Source organism: Gryllotalpicola sp. CP2-P1 (assembly GCF_057512245.1).
Window position 1 is genome coordinate 1 of sequence record NZ_JBLRDT010000021.1, and the last position, 23,239, is coordinate 23,239.

A 23,239-nucleotide genomic window follows, 5' to 3' on the forward strand; every position below is an offset into this window, starting at 1 on the left:
CCGAGGAGTGCGGCATCCGCTGCGGGCAGTCGCGGGAAGATGCGCGCAAGCACGGCGATCTCGCCCAGCTCCTCGAGGGTGGGCCGCTCAGCTTCCGCCATAGCCACCACGCTAGCGTTGCGATCGAGATGTCCCGCCTCCGTGTCGCCGCCGCAACCCTCGCCGCCGTCGCCTTCGCGACCCTGCTCGCGGGGTGCACCCCGACCGTCGCGATGGAGTCCGCGCCGCACGCGAACGACGCGGCCTGTGCGAGCGTCACGGTCGAGCTGCCCGCCGAGGTGGCCGGCCAGAAGCAGGACTACACCGACGCCCAGGCGACCGGGGCGTGGGGCGACCCCGTCACCGTGCAGCTGCGCTGCGGCGTCGCGCCGCTCGGCCCCACCACGAAGCCGTGCGTGACCGTCGCGAGCGGTCAGGACTCGGTCGACTGGGTGCTCACGAACGACCCCGATGACAAGGTGCTGACCTATGTCACCTACGGTCGCACCCCCGCGGTCGAGGTGACGATCAAGCACGGTGCGGGCGGCGTCAGCGACGCGAACGTGCTGCCCGACCTCGCGCAGGCCGTCGCGAGCATCCCGCAGGCGTCGAAGCACAAGTGCGTCGCCGCCGACGACGTGCAGTAGCGCGCAGTCAGCCCTGCGCGTCGAGGGCGAGCGCGATGAGCTCGTCGATGAGCGCCGGGTAGGGCAGGCCGGATGCCTCCCAGCACTTCGGGTACATCGAGATCGGCGTGAACCCCGGCATGGTGTTGATCTCGTTGATCAGCCAGCCGGCGTCGGTGAGGAAGAAGTCGACGCGCGACAGCCCAGCGGCGCCGATCGCCTCGAAGGCGCGCACCGCGAGACCCTGCATCTCGGCGAGCTCGGCGTCGCTGAGCACGGCCGGCAGCTGCAGCTCGACGCCGTCGCCGCCGAGGTACTTCCCCTCGAAGTCGTAGAAGTCACGGCCTGTGAGCAGCACCTCGCCCGCGAGCGAGGCGCGCGGCGCCGCGCCGCCTCGGCCGCCGAGAACCGCGATCTCGATCTCGCGGCCGACGATCGCCGGCTCGATGAGCGCGCGGCTGTCTTCCGCGAGCGCCCCCTCGACGGCGACCGCGAGGCTCGCGGCATCCGTCGCCTTGCCCACGCCCACGCTGGAACCCGCGCGCGCGGGCTTCACGAACACGGGATAGCCGAGCGCCTCGGCGGCCGCGTGAACGGATGCCCGGTCTTCGGCCCACTGGCGGCGCGAGATCGTCGCCCACGGCGTCACCGGGAGCCCCGCCTGCACGAAGACCGTCTTCATGAAGTGCTTGTCCATGCCGAGGGCACTCGCGAGCACACCGGAGCCGACGACCGGCAGGTCGACCAGCTCGAGCATGCCCTGCACCGTTCCGTCCTCGCCCCAGAGCCCGTGCAGGATCGGGAAGACGACGTCGACGCGCACGCTGCGCTCTGCCCCATCGGGGCCGACGACGGTCAGCTCGTGTGAGCGCGCGTCACGCGGCCACGCCACCCGGCTGCCGTCGTCGTGCACCTCGGGCATCCGCCCGTCGCCCATGAAGTAGTCGGCCGGGTCGGTCGAGCCGAGCACATAGGCCCCATCTCGGGTGATGCCGACCGGGACGATGTCGTATTTCTCGGGGTCAAGCGCCCCCAGGACCCCGCCCGCGGTCGCCACCGAGACCGAATGCTCGCTTGAGCGCCCGCCGAAGAGCAGAGCCAGTGCGAGCTTCGTGGTCATCCGTGATCCTTTCGCCCGTGGGCGTGTCGTCGGTCGTGAGGTGGGGGGCGATGTCCTTCGGATCGAGGGTACCGGTCAGCACCTGGTGCACCTGCTCGACGATGGGCATCGTGACCCCGCGGGCGCGCGCCAGCGCGAGGATCGGAGCCACCGAGGCGAGGCCCTCTGCCGTCTGGTTCATCTGCCGGACGACCTCGTGCAGCGCATAGCCCTGCCCGAGCAGCCTGCCCGCCGTGTTGTTGCGCGACAGCGGCGACTGGCACGTCGCGATCAGGTCGCCGAGGCCGGCGAGACCCGAGAGCGTGTCGGGGTGGCCGCCGTGCGCCACGGCGAAGTCGGTCATCTCGACGAGGCCGCGCGTGATGATCGACGCCTTCGTGTTCTCGCCGTAGCCGACGCCGTCGACGATACCGATCGCGACGGCGATGAGGTTCTTGAGCACGCCGCCGAACTCCGTGCCGACGACGTCGGTGTTCACGAACGACCGGAAGTAGCGGTTCGTGGCCGCCATCGCGACCGTCTGCGCGGTCTCGAGGCTGACCGAGCTGACCACCGCGGCGGTCGGCTGCTCCTTCGCGATCTCGAGGGCGAGGTTGGGGCCGGATGCCACGGCGATCCGCTCCTCGTCGAGGCCGAGCACGCTCGCGATGACCTCGCTCATGCGCTCGTTCGTCGACTTCTCGATGCCCTTCATGAGGCTGACGACGGGGATGTCGGCGGGAAGCATCGGCTTCAGCGCCTCGAGATTGTCGCGCAGCGTCTGACTCGGCACCGCGAGGTACAGCTGCTGCGCGCCGCGCAGCGAGTCACGCAGGCTGCTCGTCGCCGTGATGGTGCGGGGGAGGTTGATGCCGCGCAGGTACTGCGTGTTCCGGTGCGTCTCACGGATCTCGCGGGCGACCTCAGGTCGGCGCGCCCACATCGTGACCTCGGCGCCGCCGTCGGCGAGCACCTTGGCGAACGCCGTGCCCCAGCTGCCCGCACCCACCACGGTCACGCGGTGGTGGTGCTCTGCTCTTCTAGGACTCAAAGCGGCCGGTCTCGCTCTGGCCCCGCGCCGCGGGGTCCCACCGGTGCGCGGGCGCCTTCTCGTTGCGCAGCGTCTCGAGCTGGGCCGTGATCGCCGCCATGATCTTCTCGGTCGCGTCGGCCAGCACGTGCTGGTCGATCGGCTTCCCCGCGAACTCGGAGAGGTCGACGGGCTCGCCGATGGCGAAGTCGATCGGATGTCGGCGGAAGAGGCTGACCTTCTTGGCGTACCTGCCCATCAGGGCCTGCGTTCCCCAGTGGGCGACCGGGATCACGGGAATCCCCTGCTCGAGCGCGATACGCGCCGCGCCGGTCTTGCCGCGCATCGGCCACATGTCGGGCTCGCGCGTCAGCGTGCCCTCGGGGTACACGACCACGATCCGCTGCTTCTCGACCAGTGTTCGCGCGCCGGCGAGCGGCGAGGCCGCCCGCGCGGCCGCCGCGGGCGTGCGTTCGACGGGCACCTGGCCGCTGCGGCGCAGGAACCACCCGACGACCGGGATCCTGAACAGGCTCGCCTTGGCGAGGAAGCTCGGGATGCGGCCTGCGCGGTAGAGCATCATGCCGACGATGACCGGGTCGATCTCGCTGTAGTGGTTCGGGGCGATGACGTACGCGCCGCGTGCGGGGATCCGCTCGGGGTGCGCGACGCGGAACTTGACGCTCGCGCCGAGCAGGCCGAAGCAGACCCACGCCATCGGCCAGAAGATCGACGGCCGATGGGTCTCTTTGAGCGCCACCCCTTAGGCCTCGAGCACGAAGTCGGCGCCGAGGGCGCGCAGCTTCTCGATGAAGTTCTCGTACCCGCGGGCGATGATGCCGACATTGCTGACGGTCGAGGTGCCCTCTGCCGAGAGCGCCGCGATCAGGTGGCTGAAGCCGCCGCGAAGATCGGGAACGACCACGTCGGCTCCGTGCAGCTCGGTCGGGCCCACGATGACGGCGGAGTGGTTGAAGTTGCGCTGGCCGAAGCGGCACTCCGCGCCGCCGAGGCACTCGCGGTGCAGCTGGATCTGCGCCCCCATGTCGACGAGGGCGTCGGTGAAGCCGAAGCGCTGCTCGTAGACCGTCTCATGGACGATCGAGACGCCTTCGGCCTTGGTCAGCGCCACGACGAGCGGCTGCTGCCAGTCGGTCATGAATCCGGGGTGCACGTCGGTCTCGATGATGACCGGCTTGAGCTTGCCGCCCGGGTGGAAGAAGCGGATGCCGTCGTCCTGGATCTCGAACGCGCCGCCGACCTTGCGGTAGACGTTGAGGAACGTGAGCATCTCGGACTGGCGCGCACCGCCGACGAAGATGTCGCCGTTGGTCGCGAGCGCGGCGGCCGCCCAGCTCGCGGCCTCGTTGCGGTCGAAGAGCGCGGTGTGCTTGTAGCCCTCGAGGCGCTCGACGCCCTCGATGCGGATCACGCGGTCGGTGTCGACCGAGATGATGGCGCCCATCTTCTGCAGGATGTTGATGAGGTCCATGATCTCGGGCTCGACGGCCGCGTTGCGCAGCTCGGTCGTGCCCTCGGCGCGGACGGCCGTGAGCAGCACCTGCTCGGTCGCGCCCACGCTCGGGTACGGCAGCTCGATCTTCGCGCCCTTGAGCCCGTTCGGGGCCGTCAAGCGGATGCCCTGGGGCTGCTTGTCGACCACGGCGCCGAAGCGGCGCAGGCCGTCGAGGTGGAAGTCGATCGGCCGGTCGCCGATGCGGCAGCCGCCCAGGTCGGGAATGAACGCCTCGCCGAGGCGGTGCAGCAGCGGGCCGCAGAACAGGATCGGGATGCGGCTGGAGCCGGCATACGCGTCGATGACCTCGAAGTGCGCGCTCTCGACGTTCGACGGGTCGAGCAGCAGGGTGTCGTCGCCGACGCTGGACACCTTCACACCGTGGACCTCGAGCAGGCCCTTCACGACGCGGACGTCGCTGATCTCGGGAACGCTGCGGAGTTCGCTGGGCGTCTCGCCCAGAAGCGCGGCGACCATCGCCTTGGTGACGAGGTTCTTCGCGCCCTTGAGTTCGATGCGGCCGACGAGCGGTTTGCCGCCCTGCAGCGTGATGCGGTCTGCGGTGAGACCGACGCTCGCGCCAGCGGCCTGCGCGTCTTCGAGGAGTGTGTTCACGTAACCCCCTGGGGTTCTTTGGTAGCTACCCGGCTCTCACGGGAAGTGTCTTCGGGCGCCACGCTTCGCGACGGCCCTCGAACTCGGTGATCTTGCCCTCGTTGCGGAGGGTCAGCCCGATGTCGTCGAGCCCCTCCATGAGGCGCCACCGAGTGTAATCGTCGATCTCGAATGCGACGGTCAGGTCACCGGCGCGTACCTCGCGCGCCTCGAGATCGACGGTCAGCCGGGTGCCGGGCTCTGCCTCGATCACGGCCCACAGCCTCTCGATGTCGGCCTCGGCGACCACGCCGGTCAGCAGCCCCTGCTTGCCCGAGTTCCCGCGGAAGATGTCGCCGAAGCGGGAGCTGAGCACGACCTTGAACCCGTAGTCGCGCAGCGCCCACACGGCGTGCTCGCGCGACGAGCCTGTGCCGAAGTCGGGCCCGGCGACGAGGATCTCGGCGCCCTGGTACGGCGCCTGGTTGAGCACGAAGTCGGGGTCCTGCCGCCACGAGTAGAACAGGGCGTCGTCGAACCCGGTCTTGGTGACGCGCTTCAGGAACACAGCGGGGATGATCTGGTCGGTGTCGACGTTCGACCGCTTGAGGGGCGCTGCGACCCCGGTCACGACGGACAGCTTCTCCATCAGTTGCTCCCCTCGGGCTCGAGGTCCCACGGACTCGACAGCGTGCCGCGGATCGCGGTCGCCGCGGCGACCACCGGCGACACCAGGTGCGTGCGACCGCCCTTGCCCTGGCGGCCCTCGAAGTTGCGGTTGCTCGTCGAGGCGCACCGCTCCCCCGGCGCGAGCTGGTCGGGGTTCATGCCGAGGCACATCGAGCAGCCGGCGAAGCGCCACTCGGCCCCGAACTCCTCGAACACCTTGTCGAGGCCCTCTGCCTCGGCCTCGATGCGCACGCGCGCCGAGCCGGGCACGACCATGACCCGCACGCCGTCTGCCTTCTTCTTGCCCCTGATGATGGAGGCGAAGGCGCGCAGGTCCTCGATGCGGCTGTTCGTGCACGAGCCCATGAACACGGCATCCACCCTGATGTCCTTCATGGGCGTGCCGGCCGCGAGATCCATGTATTCGAGCGCGCGCTCGGCGTTCGCGCGCGCGTTCGGGTCATCGATCTTCGCCGGGTCCGGCACGGATTCCGACAGCGAGACGCCCTGGCCGGGGTTCGTGCCCCAGGTGACGAACGGCTCGAGAGTGTCGGCGTCGATGTCGACCTCGGCGTCGAAGACCGCTCCCTCGTCGGTCGCGAGGGTCTTCCAGTAGGCGACGGCCTCGTCCCAGTCGGCGCCCTGCGGCGCGTGCGGGCGGCCCTTCAGGTAGTCGAAGGTCGTCTGGTCGGGTGCGACCATGCCGGCGCGCGCGCCGGCCTCGATCGACATGTTGCAGATCGTCATGCGGCCCTCCATGGAGAGAGAGCGGATGGCGCTGCCGCGGTATTCCAGGACGTAGCCCTGGCCACCGCCCGTGCCGATCTTGGCGATCACGGCGAGGATGATGTCCTTGGCGGTGACGCCGGGGCGCAGCGTGCCCTCGACGTTGATCGCCATCGTCTTGAACGGCTTAAGCGGCAGCGTCTGCGTCGCCAGCACGTGCTCGACCTCGCTCGTGCCGATGCCGAAGGCCATCGCGCCGAAGGCGCCGTGGGTCGACGTGTGCGAGTCGCCGCAGACGACGGTGATGCCCGGCATGGTGAGGCCGAGCTGCGGGCCGACGACGTGCACGATGCCCTGCTCGAGGTCGCCCAGCGAGTGCAGGCGGATGCCGAACTCTTCCGCGTTCTTGCGCAGGGTCTCGATCTGGGTGCGGCTCGTGAGATCGGCGATCGGCTTGTCGATGCCGATGGTCGGGGTGTTGTGGTCTTCGGTGGCGATCGTGAGGTCGGGCCGGCGAACGGGGCGACCCGCCTGGCGCAGACCGTCGAACGCCTGCGGGCTCGTGACCTCGTGGACGAGGTGGAGGTCGATGTAGATCAGGTCCGGTTCGCCGCCAGCGCCTTTGACAACGAGATGGTCGTTCCAGACCTTCTCTGCCAGCGTCCTGGGTTCGCTCATTGCTTCGTTGCTCCTTGGTTCCTGCGGGTTCAGCCCAACACAAGACTCCGCGACGGGAAGGCCTATGGAAACTAAGCCCCGTCGCGGCAGCTAAGGAGGAGGAGCTGCGCAGCCGGCATGCGATGAGGCTATCACTCCCGCTCGGGCACCAGCCGCAGGCGGATGAGGCTCGCCGCGGTCGCGATCGCCATGGTGACGACGATGACGGCGAGCGAGGTGACGGTCGAGAACTCGGGGGCCCACTCGACGTGGTGGCCGCCGTTGATGAACGGCACCTCGTTCGTGTGCAGCGCCTCGAAGACGAGCTTGACGCCGATGAACGCGAGGATCACGGCGATGCCGTATTTGAGGTACTCGAGCTTCGTGAGCAGATGGCCGAGAAGGAAGTAGAGCTGCCTGAGGCCCATCAGTGCGAACACATTGGCCGAGAACACGAGGAAGGGGCTGCGCGTGATGCCGAAGATGGCGGGGATCGAGTCGAGCGCGAAGAGCAGGTCGGTGGTACCCAGTGAGATGAAGACGAGCACCAGCGGGGTGAGCACGCGGCGACCGTTCACCACGGTGTGCAGCTTGTTGCCGTTGAACTCGTTGCCGATGCGCAGGTGGTGCTTCAGGAAGCGGGCCACCGGCCCCTCGGCATCCTCGACGCTCTCGTCCTCCCCCTCCTTCTCGAACGCCTGCCTGATCGCCGTGTAGAGCAGGAAGGCGCCGAAGAAGTAGAAGATCCAGCTGAACGCGGCGATGAGGCCGGCGCCGAGCACGATGAACACGCCGCGGAACACCAGCGCGAAGATAATGCCCACCATGAGGGCTTCCTGCTGGTACTTCGGCGGAACCGCGAAGCGGCCCATGATGAGCACGAAGACGAACAGGTTGTCGACCGAGAGCGAGTACTCGGTGAGCCAGCCTGCGACGAACTGGCCCGCGTGCTCGGCGCCCCCGACGGACCACAGGATGCCCGCGAAGATCAGCGCGAGAACGACGTAGAAGCCGATCCACAGACCGCTCTCGCGCGGGCTCGGCACGTGCGGCCGCTTGTAGGCGAGCACGAGGTCGCCGATGAGGATGAGGAACAGTACGGCGTAGGAGCCGAACTCGAACCAGAACGGGAGCTCGAGGTGCATTGTTCGGGGCCTTCCGGGGTCGTTGAACGGCTCCGAAAGTCTCTCCCGCACCGCAGTGCCACAGCGCCCGGAGCAAGCTCGTGATGACGACCGCTGTGCGTAGGGATACTCCCCTTCGACCGCTTCAGGATATGCGATGTCGGCGGGTGGGCCTACCTTGGGCGCATGGACGTCATCATGCTTCCCGGCTACTGGCTCGGCAGTTCCTCCTGGCGCGACGTCGCGCCGATCGTTGCCAAGGCAGGGCACTCGGTGCACCCGCTGACGCTGCCGGGCCTCGAGTCGCGCGACGCGCCGCGTGCGGGAATCACGCTGCAGACGCAGATCGAAGCGGCGATCGCCGAGATCGATGCGCATGAGGGGCCGGTGGCGCTCGTCGCGCACTCGGGCGCCAGCGCGATCGCGAACGGCGCTCTCGACGCCCGGCCCGACAGGGTCACGCGGGTCATCGAAGTCGACACCTTCCCGGTCCCCGAGCGCGGCCCGATGGAATCCGAGTTCCCGGTCGAGGGCGATGACGTGCCCCTTCCCGACTGGTCGGCGTTCAGCGACGACGAGGTGAAGGGGCTCACGCCCGAGCTGCGCGACCGGATCCGGGCCGAGGCCGTTCCAGAGCCCGCCGGCGTCACGACGGCACCGGTCGAACTGCACGACGACCGGCGGCACGACGTGCCGCTCACGATGATCTGCACCGCGTTTCCGTCGACTGAATACAGGCCGCTGATCGAGCAGGGCCACCCGTGGATGAAAGAGCTCGCCGAGTTCCGCGACATCACCTGGGTCGACATCGACACCGGCCACTGGCCGCAGTTCACGAAGCCCGTCGAACTCGGCGAGGCGATCGCGGCCGCGCTGGCCTGATCGCCTCGCCGGGCGCCTAGACGAGGTCGAACGACGGAGTCTGGCGGGCGGCGTCCCCCGGCTCTCCGCGGCGTGTGAGCGGCGGGCGCAGGCCCAGGTGCTCGCGCAGGGTGTCGCCGCGATACTCCGTGGGGTAGACACCCCGCTCCTGCAGCTCGGGAACGAGCCGGTCGACGATGTCGTCGAGACCCGACGGAACCAGGAACGGCGAGACGTTGAAGCCGTCGACGACGTGCTCGTCTGCGTAGCGCGCGAGCAGATCGGCGACGTGCTGGTAGCTGCCGATGATGCCGCCCTCGAGGCGACCGCCCACCTTGAAGACGAACTCGCGGATCGAGAGGTTCTCGGCAGCGGCCTGTTCGCGCCAGGCATCCGCCGTCTCTTTGGATTTCTTCGCCCGGAAACCCGCACCGCGGGTCTCGCCCGTGACCTCGACGACGGGGTCGATGTCGGGCAGCGGCCCATCGGGGTCGTAGTCGGCCAGCGACGTGCCCCAGATGTTCTCGAGGAAGGCGAGCGCGGTGGCGGGAGTGATCTGCTTCTCGCGCACCCACAGCGCCTTCTCGTGCGCCTCGGCCTCGGTGTCGGCGAGCACGAACTGCTGGCCCGGGAAGATCTTGAGGTCGTCGGCCGGGCGGCCCGCGAGCGCCGTGCGACGGCGGATGTCGGCCGCGAACGCCGAGGCCGCCTCGAACTGGCCGTGCGCGCTGAAGATCACCTCGGCGCTGCGGGCCGCGAAGTCGCGCCCCTCGTCGGAGTCGCCGGCCTGGAACAGCACCGGGTGCTCCTGCGGGCTGCGCGGCAGCCGGCCGACCCCGCGCACGTCGAACGCGCCGAAGTCGCGCGCGACCAGTCGGGCGCTACCGTCCGCGTCGTCCCACGAATCCCAGATGGCCCGCACCGTCTCGACGACCTGCTCGGCATGCGTGTAGCGATCGGCATGGTCGAGGTAGCCGCCCCGGCGGAAGTTCGCGCCGGTCCACGCGTTGTCGGTCGTCACGACGTTCCATGCGGCGCGGCCGCCCGAGAGCAGGTCGAGGCTCTGTAGCCGGTGCGCGAGGTCGAACGGGTCGTTGTAGGTCGCGTTCTGCGTGGCGACGAGGCCGATCTTGGAGGTCACGGCGGCGAGCGCGGCAAGCTGCGTCTGCGCGTCGGGGCGCCCGGCCACATCGAGGTCGTGCAGCTTGCCGAGGTGCTCGCGCAGGCGCAGCCCCTCGCCGAGGAAGAACGCCGCGAACAGCCCGCGCTCGGCTGTCTGCGCGACGCGGCGGAACGACTCGAAGTCGATCTGCGAGCCGCTCTCGGGCTCGGTCCAGATGGTCGAGAAGTTGACCCCCTGGAAGAAGACGCCGAACTGGATCTGGTTGCGTTCCTGAGGCTGGGTCGCGCTCATGCGTTGGCCTTTGCGTAGCGGTTGACGGATGCCGGCAGGCCGATGCTCTGGCGCAGGGTCGTGCCGACGACGGGCGGGGCGTGGGTGCCGGTGCGGCGCAGCTCGGGCAGCACGGCGCGGCCGAGCTCCTCGAGGTCCTCCGGGAGCACCGCGGGGTGCAGGCGCACGCCGTCGACCTGGCCCGACAGCTCGGCGAGCAGCTCGACGAGCCCTGCGGCGTCGCCGACATAGCGGCCGATGCCCTCGCCCGACCATGGCGCGATGGCGTCGAGCCGCTCGACGCGCTCGGCGCCGGGAAGCCCCGCGCGATCGAGGGCGACCTCGAGCTCGAGCCACACGAGGCGCGCGCCCGCGTCGCGTGCTGCCGAGACCGCGGCCTGAGCACTGGAGGTCACGAGCGCCACGTCGCCGACGACGCCCGAGGTGGCATCCGTGAACACCGGGATCTGACCCTGAGGCGGTCGCGGGATGATGCTCGGCCCCTTCACCGAGAAGCTCGCACCCTCGAAGTCGACGTAGTGCACCTTGTCCCGGTCGAGATAGCGCCAGGTCGTGGTGTCGCGGATGACGGCGTCCTCTTCCCAGCTGTCCCAGAGGCGGCGGGCGACCTCGACGGCATCGGTGGCGACGGCGGCGGCGAGCTCGGGGCCGACGGCGTCGCGGCCGTACTCGACCGCGATGCGTGGGTCGGCGTCGACACCGACGATCCAGCCGGCCCGACCGTAGGAGGCGAAGTCGACGGTCGCGAGTTGCGTCGCGACGTGGAACGGCTCGGAGTACACGGAGTGCGCGACCGGGATCAGACCGAGCGCACTCGTCTGCGGCGCGACGAACGACGCGCGCTGAATCGCGTCGATGCGGGTGGCGAGCGGCGAGTCGGGGAAGGTCGCGGCGGTGAAGCCTGCCCGCTCGGCCTCGCGCACGTGGGCCGCGAGATAAGAGGCAGCAAGCAGCTCGCGGGTGGTGAGCCCGGCAGCGTCGGCGGCCGCCGGGTGCGCGCCTGCGCCGTCGAGATCGACGGCGAGGGAGAAGGGGGCGCTCATCGGCTCGCCTCCGCAATGGGTGCCTTCTCCCCCGCCTCGATCGCGACGCCGAGGCGGTTCTCGGCCGGCGGCAGCGGGCAGGTCGCATACGGTGTATAGGCGCAGGGCAGATTGGTCGACCGGTTGAAGTCGAGCAGCACCCGGCCGTCGGCGTCGGGCGCCGCCGTGTTCAGGCTGCGGTTCGCGGCATACGTCGTGACGCCGCTCGTGAGGTCGGTGAAGAGCACGTGCAGCCCGCCGGCGTGCCCGCCCCAGGCGAGCAGCGAGCGCGGGCCGTCGAGCTCGAACTCGATGGTGCCGACCGCGTCGTAGACGTGCTGCAGCCCGTCCACCACGGAGCCGACCGTCACCTCGCGCGGCGCGTCGAAGGCGACGAAGCGCGCGCCGACGGCGAAGCGCGGGTCGGGCTCGTACGCCGGCGTCCCCTGGTAGGCGGAGCGGATCGGCGCGTTCGCGTGGCGCGGGCGGATGATGTCGTTGCCGCCGCGGCGGGCGATCTCGACGGCCGCGCGGCCCCCTGGCGCCTGCCAGTAGGCGAACTCGGTGGCCCGCTCGGCGAGCTGCCCGAACTCGTGGCGCCCGGTCAGCACCTCCCCGCCGAACTCGAGCGACTCGCCCTCTGCGAGCTCGACGACGATGCCGTACTCGCCCGTCGACCATGCGCCCGGGGCATCCTCGAATCGCTCAGCAACGTCGCCGAGCCATCGGATGCTCGTGATGGCGAGGAATCCGTATTCACTCGCCCGCTGCTCCTCATGACGCGCGTGCCATGCGCGCCATGCATCAGCGAAGTCTGTCGCGTTCTCTACGTCGGTCACCGTCATACCGCGACGCTATGGCGAGCCACGCGGCGGATGCCACGCGAGGCGCGCCACATGACGAAGCGTTGCGGCGCGTTACGGCCGAAGACGGTTCGCGAGCCGGGCTACGCCGGCGTGGCGATGAGCACCGCTTGGCCACCGCGCGCGGCGCCGTTCGCCGCCTCGACGAGGCGGCCGACCTCGCGAAACCCGGCCGCTGCGAGCTTCTCGCCCATTTCGTCGGCAGCGCGGGGGTAGCGCACGAGTGCCACCTCGTGGCCGCGCGGCCGGTAGGCCGGTGCCACGTCGACGATGCCGCGACCGGTCTGAAACCCGACGAGCACGAGCCCGTCCGATCTCAGGACCCGGCGCAGCTCGCTGAAGATCTGCGGTAGTGCGCCGTCAGGGCTATGGATCGTCGAGTACCAGGAGAACACACCGTCGAACGCGGCCGCAGAGAAGGGCAGGTCGCTCAAGGAGGCGACCTGCGAGCGGAACTCGCCGTGGTCGCGCTGAGCGCGGCGGATCATGCCCGGCGAAAGATCAACGCCCTCGACCTCGCACCCGAGCCCGGCGAGGACCGGCAGCATGCGGCCGGCGCCGCAGCCGGCGTCCAGTACCCGTCGCGGCACTGGCAGCAGCGATGCGAAGTGGGCGATCATCGCCAGCTCGATCGGCGTTTCCGGGCCCGTCGACGGGAACTCGTCGGCGTAGGTGTCGGCCACGATGTCGTACGCCGCCCGGACGGCCGGCTCTCGCTGCTCGGAGGTCACGCGGCGATACTCCCATGTCGTGGGGCGGGCGCGCCCTGTGGATAAAGTTTTGATGGTCTGACTCCAATGTCGGTGGTCGGTGTTTGACTTCGAGCATGGATGAGACCACCGACAGCTGGGCCGCGTCGGCCGCGCGCGAGGCCGGGCTCGACCGCGCGCACGAGGCGCTGCGGGCCCAGGCGCGGGCCGAGGCCGCGGTGCTCGCGTCCATCCTCGAGGTGGTTGAGAACGCGCTCGCGCACCCCGAGATCGAGGTCGAGGCGTTCGTGCCCGAGCACCAGCGCGCCGACCGGGCCGAGCGCTCGGCGATCCTGGGGCTCGCGCTGGAGCTATCGATGAGTCGCGACCAAATCCGCTCGCGGCTTGCCGAGGCACGCACCCTCGACCGCCTACTGCCGGCCACCTGGGCGACTTTCCGCCATGGCGACATCACCGCGGCGAAGACCCGCACCATCCTCGAGGCCTTCCACCGGGTTCCCGTCGAGGAAGAACTCCAGTCCTACTTCGACGTCGAGATGGCGCGTCTCGCGCCCACGCTCACGAACGCGAAGCTGCGCGACCACGCCGGCCGCTTGGCCGATCAGCTCGCCGACCACCCACTGGAAGCCGAGCACGAGATCGCTGCCCGCCGCCGACGCATCTGGGTCGAGCACGAGCAGGGCACCGGCATGTCCTACCTGACCGCCTATCTGCCCACTGACCGGGCCGTCATGGCCGCGGCGCGCGTCGACGCGATCGCTGCCGCCCTCGACGACGCCGGCCTGCCGGAAGACCAGCAGCGCACCCGCGATCAGAAGCGCGCCGACGTGTGCGCCGACGTCCTCATCGGCACCGGCACCGAGTCCGAGGTGCGCCCCGTCGTCAACGTATACGTGCCGCTGCTGAACCTCGCGCACGTCCCCGATGAATACCAGCCCGCGACCATCGACGGGCAGATCCCCATCTCCCCCGCCCGCGCCCGCGAACTCGTCGGAAGCTGCACCTCACTGACGCGGCTGTTCACCGACCCCGTCGATGCGGCTGTCCTAGGCGTCGGCCGTAAGCAGTACGCCCCGACAGCCGACATGAAGAGGTTCATCCTCGCCCGCGACCCCGCCTGTACCCAGCCGGTCTGCAATCGGCCCAGCGCAGGCAGCGACCTCGACCACCAACTCGACTGGGCACTCGGGGGCGAAACCGACGTCGCAAACCTCACCCCCAAGTGCCCGAGCGATCACACCCTCAAGCACGAGACACGGTGGAAGGTCGCCCCAGGACCGAGAGGCAAAGAGATCTGGACTTCGCCAGGCGGTCGAAGATATTGGGACCACCGTGCCGACCCGCCCGATGCATGGGACCCGGCACCATTCGACCTGCCGTCGGGCCCCGACGGCTCACGCGCCTGATCACAGCACGCGCACCGGCGCCCCGTCGTCCCACGCAACGATGTCCTCGACGACGTCCGCGTAGAACCGCGCGTACTGATCGGTGGTCACGTAACCGAGGTGCGGCAGCAGCAACGTGTTCGGCGCGCTGCGCAACGGATGCCCCGTGGGCAGCGGCTCGCTGTCGTAGACGTCGAGCGCCGCGCCCGCGAGGCGTCCCGAGTGCAGTGCGTCGAGCAGGGCCGCCTCGTCGACGATCGGCCCGCGTGAGGTGTTGATGAGGTAGGCGGTCGGCTTCATGAGAGCGAGCTCCCGCGAGCCGACCAGTCCGCGACTGCTGTCGGAGAGGGGCAGGTGGATGGTGAGCAGATCGGATGCCTCGAACAGCTCGTCCTTCGACACGACGGTCGCCCCATGCTGCGCAGCCCGCGCCGGTGTGATCGACCTGTCCCACCCGATGATCGTCATGCCGAAGGCACCCGCGAGATCGGCGACGGGGCCGCCGAGCCGGCCGAGTCCAAGCACGCCGAGCGTGAGTCCCTGCAAGCCCGGCCCGATGGTGTGCTGCCAGCCGCCGGCCCTGATCGACGCGTCCTCTTCGGCGAAATGCCTCGTGAGCGCGATCATCATGCCGATCGTCAACTCGGCCACGCTGTTGCCGCTGCCCCGTGCGCCGCACACGACGACGCCATGGGCGGCCGCGGCCGGCAGGTCGATGGCGGCGTTCTTCATTCCTGTGGTCACGAGCAGCCGCAGCTGCGGCAGCCGGTCGAAGAGTTCGGCCGGGAAGGCGGTGCGCTCGCGCATCGCGACGACGACGTCGCTGTGGGCGAGTCGCTCCACGAGGGCATCCGGCTCAAGATGCTCGCGCACCGCATCGATCTCGAATCGGCCGCTGACGCGTGACCAGTCGGCCGAGCCGAGAGCCACACCCTGATAATCGTCGAGAATCGTCACGCGCCGCACCCTTCCGACCATAGCTGCGCCTTATAGCGCCGGAAGCCGCGAGTGTGAACCCCTCGTCGCCCGTTTTTTGCCGGGGATGTCTGTCTCAGCGGCCCCCGGTCAGAGATCGGTGGCGCTGCGCGACTCCGGCGGGGCCATACGGGTAGTCGTCGACGCGCGGGGCGCTGACCGCCGAGAGCTCGCCGAGCTCGTCGCTCGTCAGCTCGAGGTCGGCGGCGCCCAGGTTGTCGGAGAGCTGCTCAAGGGTGCGCGCCCCGAGGATCACGCTGGTGACCGCCGGCTGCGCGGCGAGCCATGCCAGGGCGACCTGCGACATCGAGGCACGGCGAGCGTCGGCGATGCGGCGCACCGTGTCGATGACCTGCCACGTGCGGGGGTCGGCGTTGCGCGCTTCCCAGGCCTCCATGCCGCGCTGGGGGTTCTCGCCCAGCCGCGTCGCGCCCGTCGGGTCGACGTCGCGCTGGTACTTGCCGCTCAGCCAGCCGCCCGCCAGCGGCGACCACGGCAGCAGTCCGATGCCGGCATCCAGTGAAGCAGGCACCACCTCGTGCTCGATGTCGCGCACCAGCAGGTTGTACTGCGGCTGCAGGGTGACGGGCGCGGGCCACCCGTGTGCGCGGGCGACGTGTACCGCCTTGGTGAGCTGCCAGCCGAGGTAGTTCGAGAAGCCGTAGTAGGCGATCTTCCCCGCTGCGACGGCTTCGGCGAGGAATCCCAAGGTCTCATCAAGCGGGGTGTGGGCGTCCCACGCATGCATCTGGTAGAGGTCGATCTGCTCGACGCCGAGCCTCTGCAGCGAGCGGTCGAGCGCGCGGCCCAGGTGCCGACGGCTGAGCCCGAGGTCGTTGACGCCCTCGCCCATCGGAAAGCGGCCCTTGGTCGCGATCACCACGTCCTGCGCCTCGGTCGGGTGCGTCGAGAGCCAGTGGCCGATGATCGTCTCTGACGCGCCCTGGCTGTAGACGTCCGCCGTGTCGATGAAGTTGCCGCCCGCTGCGATGTACGCATCGAGGATGCCGTGCGAGGTCGCCTCGTCGGCCTCTGCCCCGAAGGTCATGGTGCCGAGGGCGAGATTCGAGACGACGGTGCCGCTGGTGCCGAGGGTGACGTAGCGCATGCTCCAGCTTTGCCCATCGCGTCGCGCGGCGAAACTCGGCGCCCCGAACGAGGCACCCACCTAGACCCATGCAAAAAGCCCGCTTCCCCTGACGAATCAAGGGAAGCGGGCTGAATGTGACCCCAGCGGGATTTGAACCCGCGTTACCGCCGTGAGAGGGCGACGTCCTAGGCCGCTAAACGATGGGGCCGGACTCGCTGCGCCAGCGGCGCAACGGGTTCTACTTTACATGGCGGTTACGGCGTCACAAAATCGGGCCGGCTACTGCAGCAGGCGCACCGCCCCGGGCACCACCGAGACCTCCACCGGCAGCGGCCCGACCCGCTCGCCGTCGGCATACGCCACCACCCCGGCGGCCTCGATGCGCACGCTGCGCACCTTCTCGAGGTGCACTTCGGGCAGCTCGGTGTGCTCCCCCTTGAAGACCTTCGGGAACACCCGCAGGAAGCGCGGCCGGGACATCCGATCGACCACGAACAGGTCGAGCAGCCCGTCGTCCATCTCGGCGGCGGGCGCGATGCGCATGCCCCCGCCGATCGACGTGTGGTTCGCGACCGCGACCAGCATCGCCTGGAATTCGCGCCGCTGCCCGTCCACGACGACGCGGTAGTGCGGGGCGCGGAACGTGAGCAGCTCGCGCACGACCGCGATCGTGTAGCGGCGCTCGCTGTTCGGCCACGACATGAAATTGGCGCGCTCGTTGACAGCGGCGTCGAAGCCCGCCGACAGGGCGCCGAGCATCCACGTGGTGTGCAGGCCGTGCGTCACGCGGCCGGCGTCCACCGAGACGGACTCGCGCTCGAGCGCCGCCACGATCAGCTCGGCGGCCGCAGCCGGGTCGCCGATCGGCATGCCGATGTTGCGTGCGGTGTCGTTGCCCGTGCCGACCGGGATCACGCCGAGCGGGATGCCCGTCTCGGCGACCGCGTTCACGCCGAGGCTCACCATGCCGTCGCCCCCGACGACCACCAGCGCGGCGCGCCCCGGCACGCTGACCGAGCGCACCTCGCGCTCGACCTCGCGCCGCAGCAGCTCGTAGTTCGGCTGGCGCACTTCGATCACCGTGTGCCCCGCCGAGGCGAGCACCTCGGATGCCGCGGCGCCGGCGCCGTGATGGCGCCCGAAGGCGGCGGTCGGGTTGATCGCGACGATCAATCGCCTGGGTCGCGTCGTCGGGCTCGGCGGCATGAGTCACCATCTTCGGGCACAGCGCCCTAGCCTGGCAACATGCGCATCACGAAGCTGGAACACGCCGCCTTCATCCTCGAGAAAGACGGGGCGAAGCTCGTCGTCGACCCCGGCAGCTTCTCCCGCCCGCTGCCCGACCCGAGCGGTGTCGCCGCGATCGTCGTCACCCACGAGCACGCCGACCACTGGGATGCCCCGCACCTGCAGGCCGTCCTCGAGGCGAACCCCGCCGTGCCGATCTACGGCCCGCAGGGCGTCGCGGCCGCGGCGGACGGGTTCGACGTCACCGTTGTCTCCCCCGGCGACTCGGTCGTCGCCGGCCCGTTCAAGCTCGACTTCTTCGGCGGCAGGCACGCCGAGATCCACTCCTCGATTCCGATCGTCGACAACGTCGGCGTCTCGGTCGACGGCGGCGCCGTCTACCACCCCGGCGATTCGTTCACGGTTCCCGAGGGCGTCGAGGTCGACGTGCTCGCCGCGCCGTCGAGCGCCCCGTGGCTCAAGATCGGCGAGGCGATGGACTTCGTGCTCGCGGTCAAGCCGCGCCGCGCGTTCCCCACGCACGAGATGATCAACTCGGACGCCGGCAAGGCGATGGCCAAGGCCCGCATCGAGTGGGCGGCTCAGCAGAACGGCGGGGCGCTGCTCGATCTCACGCCGGGCGATTCCGCCGAGCTCTGAGGCGAGATCTGGTCGAGCAGTCGCAGCACGGCGCGCGCGACCCTGTCATTCTCTCGGAAGCTCATCGCGTCGGTGAGCGGCCGGGCGAACGCGCCGGCGTTCGGGGCCGTCGTGAACGGCCCGATGGCGAAGCGCGCGCGATGCGGCTCGCCGTCGGGCCCGATGAGGCGCGAGTCCTCGGGGTGCACGGCGAGCAATGAGGTGACGGATGCTTGCCCTGCGGCATCCCGCAGCGCGGGGTTCTCGCTCGCGTGGGCGGCGTCCTCGGGAAGCCATGCGTCGACGAGAAAGCGCGACGCGAGCTCGCCAGGGACGGAGGGACTCGACGCGCGGAAGAGGCCGGCCGCAGCATCCGCTCGCACCTCGAGCTCGGCACCCAGAAATCGCACGACGCCCGCTTCGGCGAGCGCGAGCAGCTCCTCGAGGCGGTGCACGGGCGGCCCAGAGGCGACATAGCTGAAGAACGCCTTGAACCACGGCGGAACCTCGATGCCCGAGCCGCCCGTGGCGAAGAACGCGAACAGCAGCGCGGTGAAGAAGCCGAGCGTCGCCGAGTGCTCGGGGGCCGTGCGGCGGTGCACGTCATCGGCGATGTAGTCGATCAGGTGCCGCTGCAGTTCGTCGGGGCCCGTGAACCGGAGGCCGGCGAGCGGGCGATCGAAGCTCGCGAGGTCGAGGGCGTCCGCCTCGTCGACGAGCGCCTCGGCAACGAGGGCGCGCAGCTCGTGCGACCACGGGTCGAGCGGGGCGAAGCGCTCGAGGAACTCCGGCCACGGCAGGCGCACTCTCTCCGGGTGGCCCACGAACAGTTCGTGGTAGTAGCCATGCAGGCTCTCTTTGGCGATGAGCGGCCAGATCTCGCCCGCGAAGTCGGCCCCGCGCGCCCCCAATTCGGCAGCGATCTCGCGCGTGAAGAAGCGCGGCTCGGCCCGGGGCGCGACGAGCTGCGACGTGACCTTCGAGTGATACGGCACGCCGCGACGCGAGCCGAGGTGGAGGCGGGGCTCGCGCCCGCTCGGCACGTAGCGCAGCCCCCCGCTCGACTCGGCGGCGGGCTCGAAGCGCCCCCCGCGGCCCAACGTCAGCAGAACGACCAGATCGACGGCCGCGAGCCCCATGCCCCGAACGATGACGTCGGCCCCCGCGGGCAGGCCGCCCAGCTCGGCGTCTGCGGTGAACGCCGGCGCGAGGTAGTACGCGCCGTGCTCGCGAGCGAAGCGCTCAAGCAGCTCGTGCTCCCCCGCGAGGGCCGAGCCGTTGTGACCGAGCGCGTACAGCACGACGTTCGCGGCCACGGTCTCGCCATCGGCCAGACCGACCAGCTGGCGGTCGCCGTCCTCGGACACCGACACCGCCGTCGTCCGCCGCCACTCGACCTCGACCCCGGCGGGGAGCGACGCCAGCGTGCGGCGGTGAAACCAGTCGAGGTAGAAGCTCTGCAGGCGCCTCGTCGGGAAGCTCGCCGGCCCGAGCGACTCGAGCTCGGCGCGCACCACGGGGTCGTCGATCGCGACCTCGAGCTCGCCCGCACGCACCTGCGCAGCCCAGTCCGCGAGCGACGGGCCGGGAGCGATCGGGCCGTCGACCGTGCACGAGGCATCCGTGAACATCGTCACGTCGGCCGCGAGCGAGTTGAGCTTGAGCAGCGGCGACTGGTCGTAGCGCCAGATCCGCCCGGGCCCCGGCTGATGCGGGTCGACGAGGACGACACGGATGCCGCCGGCTGCGGCCGCCTGCCCGAGCTCGCCCGCCCGCAGGTTCTCGACGAACCGCTCGAGCCAGCCGACCCCCCGCGGGCCGGCCCCGAGCACGGCGACGGTGAGTTCGGGCATGGATGCCAGCATGCCGGGATCCGTGGCGGGGCAGGCCCGAATGTTGCGCAGCGTTTCGACGGTTACGGTCTGTGTCCGCCGCGCTCTCGGAGTGCGGTCGCCAGCCCGTAGCGTCCCGGCCCATGACCACCGCATCCCTCAGCCCGGGCGTCGGCGCACCGCCGGCTGCCGAGCCGCGCGTGCCGCAGGCCGCGCTCGAACGCCGCGTGCGGCGCCTGCGTCACCCGTGGCAGTGGGTGGCGACCGCCGTCGTCCTGCTGCTCGCACTGAACTTCGGGCAGACGCTGTTCACGAACCCCGCGTGGGAATGGAACCGGGTCGGCCACTGGTTGCTGAACCCCGCCGTCCTCACCGGGATCACCGTCACGCTCGAGGCGACGGCGATCAGCGCCGTCGTCAGCTTCCTCGGCGGCGTCGTGGTCGCCCTCGCCCGGCTGTCGAGCAATCGCGTGCTGAGCGGGGCGGCGTGGCTCTACATCTGGGTGTTCCGCTCGCTGCCGCTGATCCTCGTGCTGGTGTTCCTCTACAACCTGAGCAGCCTCTTCCCCACGATCGCCGTCGGGGTGCCGTTCGGGCCGCAGCTCGAGGTGCCGACGAGCAATGTGCTGTCGGATCTGACACTCGGCGTCGTCGGCCTGAGCCTCGCCGAGATCGCGTATGCCGCCGAGATCGTCCGCGCGGGTCTCGTGTCGGTCGACCTCGGCCAGCACGAGGCGGCGAAGGCCCTCGGCATCCCCCGTCGCCGTCAATTCACCCGCATCGTCCTGCCGCAGGCCCTGCGCTCGATCGTGCCCGCGTACGTGAACCAGATCGTCGGCCTGCTCAAGTCGAGCTCGCTGCTGTTCTACGTGAGCGTCCTCGACCTCTTCGGCGTGCTGCAGAACATCGGATCGACCTACCCGAGCGACATCATCCCGACGCTGGTGGTCGCGAGCATCTGGTACCTCGTGTTCACCAGCCTGATCGGGCTCGTGCAGCACTTCGTCGAGCGGTTCTACAACCGCGGCCTGAAGGGGGCACGATGAACGCCGCCCCCGCTCCCGCCGCCGTGCAGATCGTCGGGGCGCGCAAGTCCTTCGGCGACAAGCAGGTGCTCGGGGGCATCGATCTCACGATCGCGGCGGGCACCGTCACCGCGATCCTGGGGCCGTCGGGCTCGGGCAAGTCGACGCTGCTGCGCGCGGTCAACCACCTCGAGAAGCTCGACGGCGGCTACGTGGTCGTCGACGGCGAGCTGATCGGCGTGCGCGTCGACGGCGACCGCCTGAAAGAGCTGCACGAGAAGCAGATCCTGCGCCAGCGCGCCCGCATCGGCTTCGTCTTCCAGAACTTCAACCTGTTCCCGCACCTCACCGTGCTCGAGAACGTCGTCGAGGCCCCCGTCTCGACCGGACTGCTGCCGAAGGCCGCGGCACGCGAGCGCGCGGTCGAGCTGCTTGCGCAGGTCGGGCTGAGCGACAAGGCGGATGCCTTCCCGAGGCAGCTCTCGGGCGGTCAGCAGCAGCGCGTCGCCATCGCCCGCGCACTCGCACTCGACCCGCAACTGATCCTGTTCGACGAGCCCACCTCGGCGCTCGACCCCGAGCTCGTCGGCGAGGTGCTGGCCGTCATCCGCCGCCTCGCCGAGACGGGCCGCACGCTCGTCGTCGTGACCCACGAGATCGGCTTCGCGCGCGAGGTCGCCGACCACGTCGTGTTCCTCGACGGCGGCCTGATCGTCGAGCAGGGCTCCCCGGCCGACGTGCTCGGAAACCCCCAGCACGCCCGCACCCGGGACTTCCTCTCCCGCGTCCTCTGACCCGCAACACCCACTCCACCCACCCAAGAGAAGAGACACCCATGACGACCCCCACCACCCGCCTGCTGCGCGCGGGCACCGCGCTGCTGGTCGCCGGCGCCCTCGTCGCGACCGTCGCCGGCTGCTCCGGCGGCTCGGCCGATGCGAGCACCCAGACCCCGAAGGGCAAGGTCACGATCGGTGCGCACAGCAACGGCGCCGCGAAAGAGACCACGCTCGATGTCCCCGAGGTCGCCAAGATCCGCGCCGAGCTTCCCGCTGCCGTACGCAAGAGCGGCGAGCTTACGATCGGCGTCGGCGCGCTGCCCGCCGGCTTCCCGCCGCTGGCCTTCACGGGCGACGATCAGAAGACCATCACGGGCGCCGAGCCCGACCTGGGGCGCCTCGTCGCGGCCGTGTTCGGCCTGAAGCCCGTCATCTCGAACGCCACCTGGGACAACCTGTTCGTCGGCATCGACACCGGCAAGACCGACATCGGCTTCTCGAACATCACCGACACCGAGCAGCGGAAGGAGAAGTACGACTTCGCCTCGTACCGCGACGACAACCTGGCGCTCGAGGTGCTGAAGAAGAGCGACTGGAAGTGGACCGGCCCCGAGTCGCTCGCGGGCAAGACGGTCGCCGTGAGCTCGGGGACCAATCAGGAGAAGATCCTGCTCGAGTGGCAGAAGGAGCTGAAGGCCGAGGGGAAGGACTTCGCGATCAAGTACTACCAGGACGCCAACGCGACCTACCTCGCGCTCAACTCGGGCAAGATCGACATCGACTTCACCCCGAATCCGTCGGCCGCCTATCACGACACCCAGTCGGCGAAGTCTGCCAACCCGACCCGCACCGAGGCGACCTACTCGGGCGCCGGCGCGAGCCTGCAGGGGCTGATCGCCGCGACCACCAAGAAGGGCAACGGCCTCGCGCAGCCCACGGTCGACGCGATCAACTACCTGATCGAGAACGGCCAGTACGCGAAGTGGCTCGCGGCCTACAACCTCTCGAACGAGGCGGTGAAGAAGTCCGAGCTGAACCCGCCGGGGCTTCCGCTCGACAACCAGTAGCGCCGCCGCCGCACCACGGGCTCAGGCGTCAGTCCAGCGCGTATGCGCTGATCGGATGCCTGAGCCCGAGGTGCTCCCGCAGGGTGCGGCCGGTGTACTCGGTGCGCACCACCCCGCGCGCCCGCAGCTCGGGCACCACGAGCTCGGCGAACGCCTCCAGCTGCGCCGGCATCCATGCCGACAGGATCTGGAATCCGTCGACGGCTCCCGAGCCGAACCACGCCTCGAGTCGCGCCGCCACGGCGGGCCCGTCGCCGACGAGCAGACCGGGCAGGCGCCCGCGGGTGGCAGGCGCCAGAGCGAGCAGCTCGTTCGCCAGCAGGTCGGCGC

At 70.0% G+C, this 23,239-nt stretch carries 22 protein-coding genes, 1 tRNA gene and 1 pseudogene; 7 read left to right on the forward strand and 17 right to left on the reverse strand.

The features are described from left to right. Window positions 1-128 precede the first annotated feature (128 nt). Window positions 129-626, forward strand: a complete 498-nt coding sequence (locus ACM2XV_RS03145) for a DUF3515 family protein (protein ID WP_344778646.1) — start codon at window positions 129-131, stop codon at window positions 624-626. A 7-nt stretch (window positions 627-633) separates the two neighbouring features. Here ACM2XV_RS03145 and ACM2XV_RS03150 read toward each other — a convergent pair whose 3' ends face one another. From ACM2XV_RS03150 to ACM2XV_RS03180, 7 genes are all read right to left on the reverse strand, one after another. After that, window positions 634-1,725, reverse strand: coding sequence for a D-alanine--D-alanine ligase family protein (locus ACM2XV_RS03150; RefSeq protein ID WP_344778644.1), 1,092 nt, complete (start codon window positions 1,723-1,725; stop codon window positions 634-636). Next, window positions 1,628-2,716 carry an NAD(P)H-dependent glycerol-3-phosphate dehydrogenase gene (locus ACM2XV_RS03155; RefSeq protein WP_487025940.1) on the reverse strand — a complete coding sequence of 363 codons (1,089 nt, stop codon included), beginning with the start codon at window positions 2,714-2,716 and terminating at the stop codon, window positions 1,628-1,630. Before ACM2XV_RS03155 ends, ACM2XV_RS03150 begins: the two co-directional genes overlap by 98 nt. 28 nt (window positions 2,717-2,744) lie before the next feature. Continuing rightward, on the reverse strand, window positions 2,745-3,494 hold the full coding sequence (locus ACM2XV_RS03160) for a lysophospholipid acyltransferase family protein (protein ID WP_344778642.1): 750 nt from the start codon (window positions 3,492-3,494) through the stop codon (window positions 2,745-2,747). 3 nt (window positions 3,495-3,497) lie between these two features. Next, window positions 3,498-4,865 (reverse strand): UDP-N-acetylglucosamine 1-carboxyvinyltransferase, encoded by a 1,368-nt coding sequence (gene murA, locus ACM2XV_RS03165; protein WP_344778641.1) that lies wholly within the window; start codon window positions 4,863-4,865, stop codon window positions 3,498-3,500. Window positions 4,866-4,890: 25 nt separating this feature from the next. Then, on the reverse strand, window positions 4,891-5,493 hold the full coding sequence (gene leuD / locus ACM2XV_RS03170; RefSeq protein ID WP_344778639.1) for a 3-isopropylmalate dehydratase small subunit: 603 nt from the start codon (window positions 5,491-5,493) through the stop codon (window positions 4,891-4,893). After that, entirely contained in the window at window positions 5,493-6,917 is a 1,425-nt protein-coding gene (gene leuC, locus ACM2XV_RS03175) for a 3-isopropylmalate dehydratase large subunit (protein ID WP_487025930.1), read from the reverse strand. Before leuC ends, leuD begins: the two co-directional genes overlap by 1 nt. Window positions 6,918-7,048: 131 nt before the next feature. After that, window positions 7,049-8,041: a TerC/Alx family metal homeostasis membrane protein gene (locus tag ACM2XV_RS03180; RefSeq protein WP_344778635.1), complete on the reverse strand. Its 993-nt coding sequence runs from the start codon at window positions 8,039-8,041 to the stop codon at window positions 7,049-7,051. Between the two features lie 165 nt (window positions 8,042-8,206). Between ACM2XV_RS03180 and ACM2XV_RS03185 the strand changes: the two genes are divergently transcribed. After that, window positions 8,207-8,902 carry an alpha/beta fold hydrolase gene (locus tag ACM2XV_RS03185; RefSeq protein ID WP_487025931.1) on the forward strand — a complete coding sequence of 232 codons (696 nt, stop codon included), beginning with the start codon at window positions 8,207-8,209 and terminating at the stop codon, window positions 8,900-8,902. Window positions 8,903-8,918: 16 nt separating this feature from the next. Here ACM2XV_RS03185 and ACM2XV_RS03190 read toward each other — a convergent pair whose 3' ends face one another. The 4 genes from ACM2XV_RS03190 to ACM2XV_RS03205 all read right to left on the reverse strand — a co-directional run bounded on the left by ACM2XV_RS03190 (window position 8,919) and on the right by ACM2XV_RS03205 (window position 12,911). Continuing rightward, the gene (locus ACM2XV_RS03190) at window positions 8,919-10,295 is read right to left on the reverse strand and encodes an NtaA/DmoA family FMN-dependent monooxygenase (RefSeq protein ID WP_487025932.1); all 1,377 of its coding nucleotides are present in this window, start codon (window positions 10,293-10,295) and stop codon (window positions 8,919-8,921) included. Beyond that, complete coding sequence (locus ACM2XV_RS03195) at window positions 10,292-11,338, reverse strand: LLM class flavin-dependent oxidoreductase (RefSeq protein WP_487025933.1); 1,047 nt, start codon at window positions 11,336-11,338, stop codon at window positions 10,292-10,294. The genes ACM2XV_RS03190 and ACM2XV_RS03195 overlap by 4 nt, the downstream gene beginning before the upstream one ends. Continuing rightward, window positions 11,335-12,162, reverse strand: coding sequence for a DUF1684 domain-containing protein (locus ACM2XV_RS03200; RefSeq protein ID WP_487025934.1), 828 nt, complete (start codon window positions 12,160-12,162; stop codon window positions 11,335-11,337). The genes ACM2XV_RS03195 and ACM2XV_RS03200 overlap by 4 nt, the downstream gene beginning before the upstream one ends. 101 nt (window positions 12,163-12,263) lie before the next feature. After that, complete coding sequence (locus ACM2XV_RS03205; RefSeq protein ID WP_487025935.1) at window positions 12,264-12,911, reverse strand: class I SAM-dependent DNA methyltransferase; 648 nt, start codon at window positions 12,909-12,911, stop codon at window positions 12,264-12,266. 95 nt (window positions 12,912-13,006) lie between these two features. Here ACM2XV_RS03205 and ACM2XV_RS03210 point away from each other — a divergent pair, with 95 nt between their 5' ends. Further along, the gene (locus ACM2XV_RS03210; protein ID WP_487025936.1) at window positions 13,007-14,296 is read left to right on the forward strand and encodes an HNH endonuclease signature motif containing protein; all 1,290 of its coding nucleotides are present in this window, start codon (window positions 13,007-13,009) and stop codon (window positions 14,294-14,296) included. Here ACM2XV_RS03210 and ACM2XV_RS03215 read toward each other — a convergent pair whose 3' ends face one another. The 4 genes from ACM2XV_RS03215 to ACM2XV_RS03230 form a co-directional block, all read right to left on the reverse strand. After that, on the reverse strand, window positions 14,297-15,232 hold the full coding sequence (locus ACM2XV_RS03215) for a D-2-hydroxyacid dehydrogenase family protein (RefSeq protein WP_487025937.1): 936 nt from the start codon (window positions 15,230-15,232) through the stop codon (window positions 14,297-14,299). It lies immediately after the preceding gene. 94 nt (window positions 15,233-15,326) lie between these two features. After that, on the reverse strand, window positions 15,327-16,358 hold the full coding sequence (locus ACM2XV_RS03220; RefSeq protein ID WP_487025938.1) for an aldo/keto reductase: 1,032 nt from the start codon (window positions 16,356-16,358) through the stop codon (window positions 15,327-15,329). 117 nt (window positions 16,359-16,475) lie between these two features. Next, window positions 16,476-16,548 (reverse strand) — tRNA-Glu (locus tag ACM2XV_RS03225). Between the two features lie 71 nt (window positions 16,549-16,619). Beyond that, the gene (locus tag ACM2XV_RS03230; protein ID WP_344775433.1) at window positions 16,620-17,546 is read right to left on the reverse strand and encodes a diacylglycerol kinase family protein; all 927 of its coding nucleotides are present in this window, start codon (window positions 17,544-17,546) and stop codon (window positions 16,620-16,622) included. Window positions 17,547-17,585: 39 nt separating this feature from the next. On the opposite strand from ACM2XV_RS03230, the gene ACM2XV_RS03235 reads away from it, so the two are divergent. Then, window positions 17,586-18,227 carry an MBL fold metallo-hydrolase gene (locus tag ACM2XV_RS03235; protein WP_344775431.1) on the forward strand — a complete coding sequence of 214 codons (642 nt, stop codon included), beginning with the start codon at window positions 17,586-17,588 and terminating at the stop codon, window positions 18,225-18,227. On the opposite strand, the gene ACM2XV_RS03240 is transcribed toward ACM2XV_RS03235, so the two are convergent. Further along, window positions 18,170-20,059 (reverse strand): FAD/NAD(P)-binding protein, encoded by a 1,890-nt coding sequence (locus ACM2XV_RS03240; protein WP_487025939.1) that lies wholly within the window; start codon window positions 20,057-20,059, stop codon window positions 18,170-18,172. The two genes, ACM2XV_RS03235 and ACM2XV_RS03240, sit on opposite strands and share 58 nt — an antisense overlap. Window positions 20,060-20,181: 122 nt before the next feature. On the opposite strand from ACM2XV_RS03240, the gene ACM2XV_RS03245 reads away from it, so the two are divergent. From ACM2XV_RS03245 to ACM2XV_RS03255, 3 genes are read left to right on the forward strand one after another with little or no spacing between them, the layout of a single operon-like run. Beyond that, complete coding sequence (locus ACM2XV_RS03245; protein ID WP_344775427.1) at window positions 20,182-21,084, forward strand: amino acid ABC transporter permease; 903 nt, start codon at window positions 20,182-20,184, stop codon at window positions 21,082-21,084. Next, window positions 21,081-21,857, forward strand: a complete 777-nt coding sequence (locus tag ACM2XV_RS03250) for an amino acid ABC transporter ATP-binding protein (protein WP_344775425.1) — start codon at window positions 21,081-21,083, stop codon at window positions 21,855-21,857. Before ACM2XV_RS03245 ends, ACM2XV_RS03250 begins: the two co-directional genes overlap by 4 nt. 41 nt (window positions 21,858-21,898) lie before the next feature. Then, window positions 21,899-22,909 carry a transporter substrate-binding domain-containing protein gene (locus ACM2XV_RS03255; RefSeq protein WP_344775423.1) on the forward strand — a complete coding sequence of 337 codons (1,011 nt, stop codon included), beginning with the start codon at window positions 21,899-21,901 and terminating at the stop codon, window positions 22,907-22,909. A gap of 28 nt (window positions 22,910-22,937) precedes the next feature. On the opposite strand, the pseudogene ACM2XV_RS03260 reads toward ACM2XV_RS03255, so the two are convergent. Beyond that, window positions 22,938-23,239, reverse strand: a pseudogene (locus ACM2XV_RS03260) (LLM class flavin-dependent oxidoreductase); the annotation flags it as partial.

Bases quoted from the DNA above. Each gene is read 5' to 3' on its own strand.
- ACM2XV_RS03185 (WP_487025931.1), top strand. From the start codon at position 8,207: ATGGACGTCATCATGCTTCCCGGCTACTGGCTCGGCAGTTCCTCCTGG.
- leuC (WP_487025930.1), bottom strand. From the start codon at position 6,917: ATGAGCGAACCCAGGACGCTGGCAGAGAAGGTCTGGAACGACCATCTC.
- ACM2XV_RS03150 (WP_344778644.1), bottom strand. From the start codon at position 1,725: ATGACCACGAAGCTCGCACTGGCTCTGCTCTTCGGCGGGCGCTCAAGC.
- ACM2XV_RS03255 (WP_344775423.1), top strand. From the start codon at position 21,899: ATGACGACCCCCACCACCCGCCTGCTGCGCGCGGGCACCGCGCTGCTG.
- ACM2XV_RS03240 (WP_487025939.1), bottom strand. From the start codon at position 20,059: ATGCCCGAACTCACCGTCGCCGTGCTCGGGGCCGGCCCGCGGGGGGTC.
- ACM2XV_RS03200 (WP_487025934.1), bottom strand. From the start codon at position 12,162: ATGACGGTGACCGACGTAGAGAACGCGACAGACTTCGCTGATGCATGG.
- ACM2XV_RS03195 (WP_487025933.1), bottom strand. From the start codon at position 11,338: ATGAGCGCCCCCTTCTCCCTCGCCGTCGATCTCGACGGCGCAGGCGCG.
- ACM2XV_RS03230 (WP_344775433.1), bottom strand. From the start codon at position 17,546: ATGCCGCCGAGCCCGACGACGCGACCCAGGCGATTGATCGTCGCGATC.
- ACM2XV_RS03210 (WP_487025936.1), top strand. From the start codon at position 13,007: ATGGATGAGACCACCGACAGCTGGGCCGCGTCGGCCGCGCGCGAGGCC.
- ACM2XV_RS03245 (WP_344775427.1), top strand. From the start codon at position 20,182: ATGACCACCGCATCCCTCAGCCCGGGCGTCGGCGCACCGCCGGCTGCC.
- ACM2XV_RS03190 (WP_487025932.1), bottom strand. From the start codon at position 10,295: ATGAGCGCGACCCAGCCTCAGGAACGCAACCAGATCCAGTTCGGCGTC.
- ACM2XV_RS03145 (WP_344778646.1), top strand. From the start codon at position 129: ATGTCCCGCCTCCGTGTCGCCGCCGCAACCCTCGCCGCCGTCGCCTTC.
- ACM2XV_RS03220 (WP_487025938.1), bottom strand. From the start codon at position 16,358: ATGCGCTACGTCACCCTCGGCACCAGCGGCACCGTCGTCTCGAATCTC.
- ACM2XV_RS03180 (WP_344778635.1), bottom strand. From the start codon at position 8,041: ATGCACCTCGAGCTCCCGTTCTGGTTCGAGTTCGGCTCCTACGCCGTA.
- ACM2XV_RS03235 (WP_344775431.1), top strand. From the start codon at position 17,586: ATGCGCATCACGAAGCTGGAACACGCCGCCTTCATCCTCGAGAAAGAC.
- ACM2XV_RS03250 (WP_344775425.1), top strand. From the start codon at position 21,081: ATGAACGCCGCCCCCGCTCCCGCCGCCGTGCAGATCGTCGGGGCGCGC.
- leuD (WP_344778639.1), bottom strand. From the start codon at position 5,493: ATGGAGAAGCTGTCCGTCGTGACCGGGGTCGCAGCGCCCCTCAAGCGG.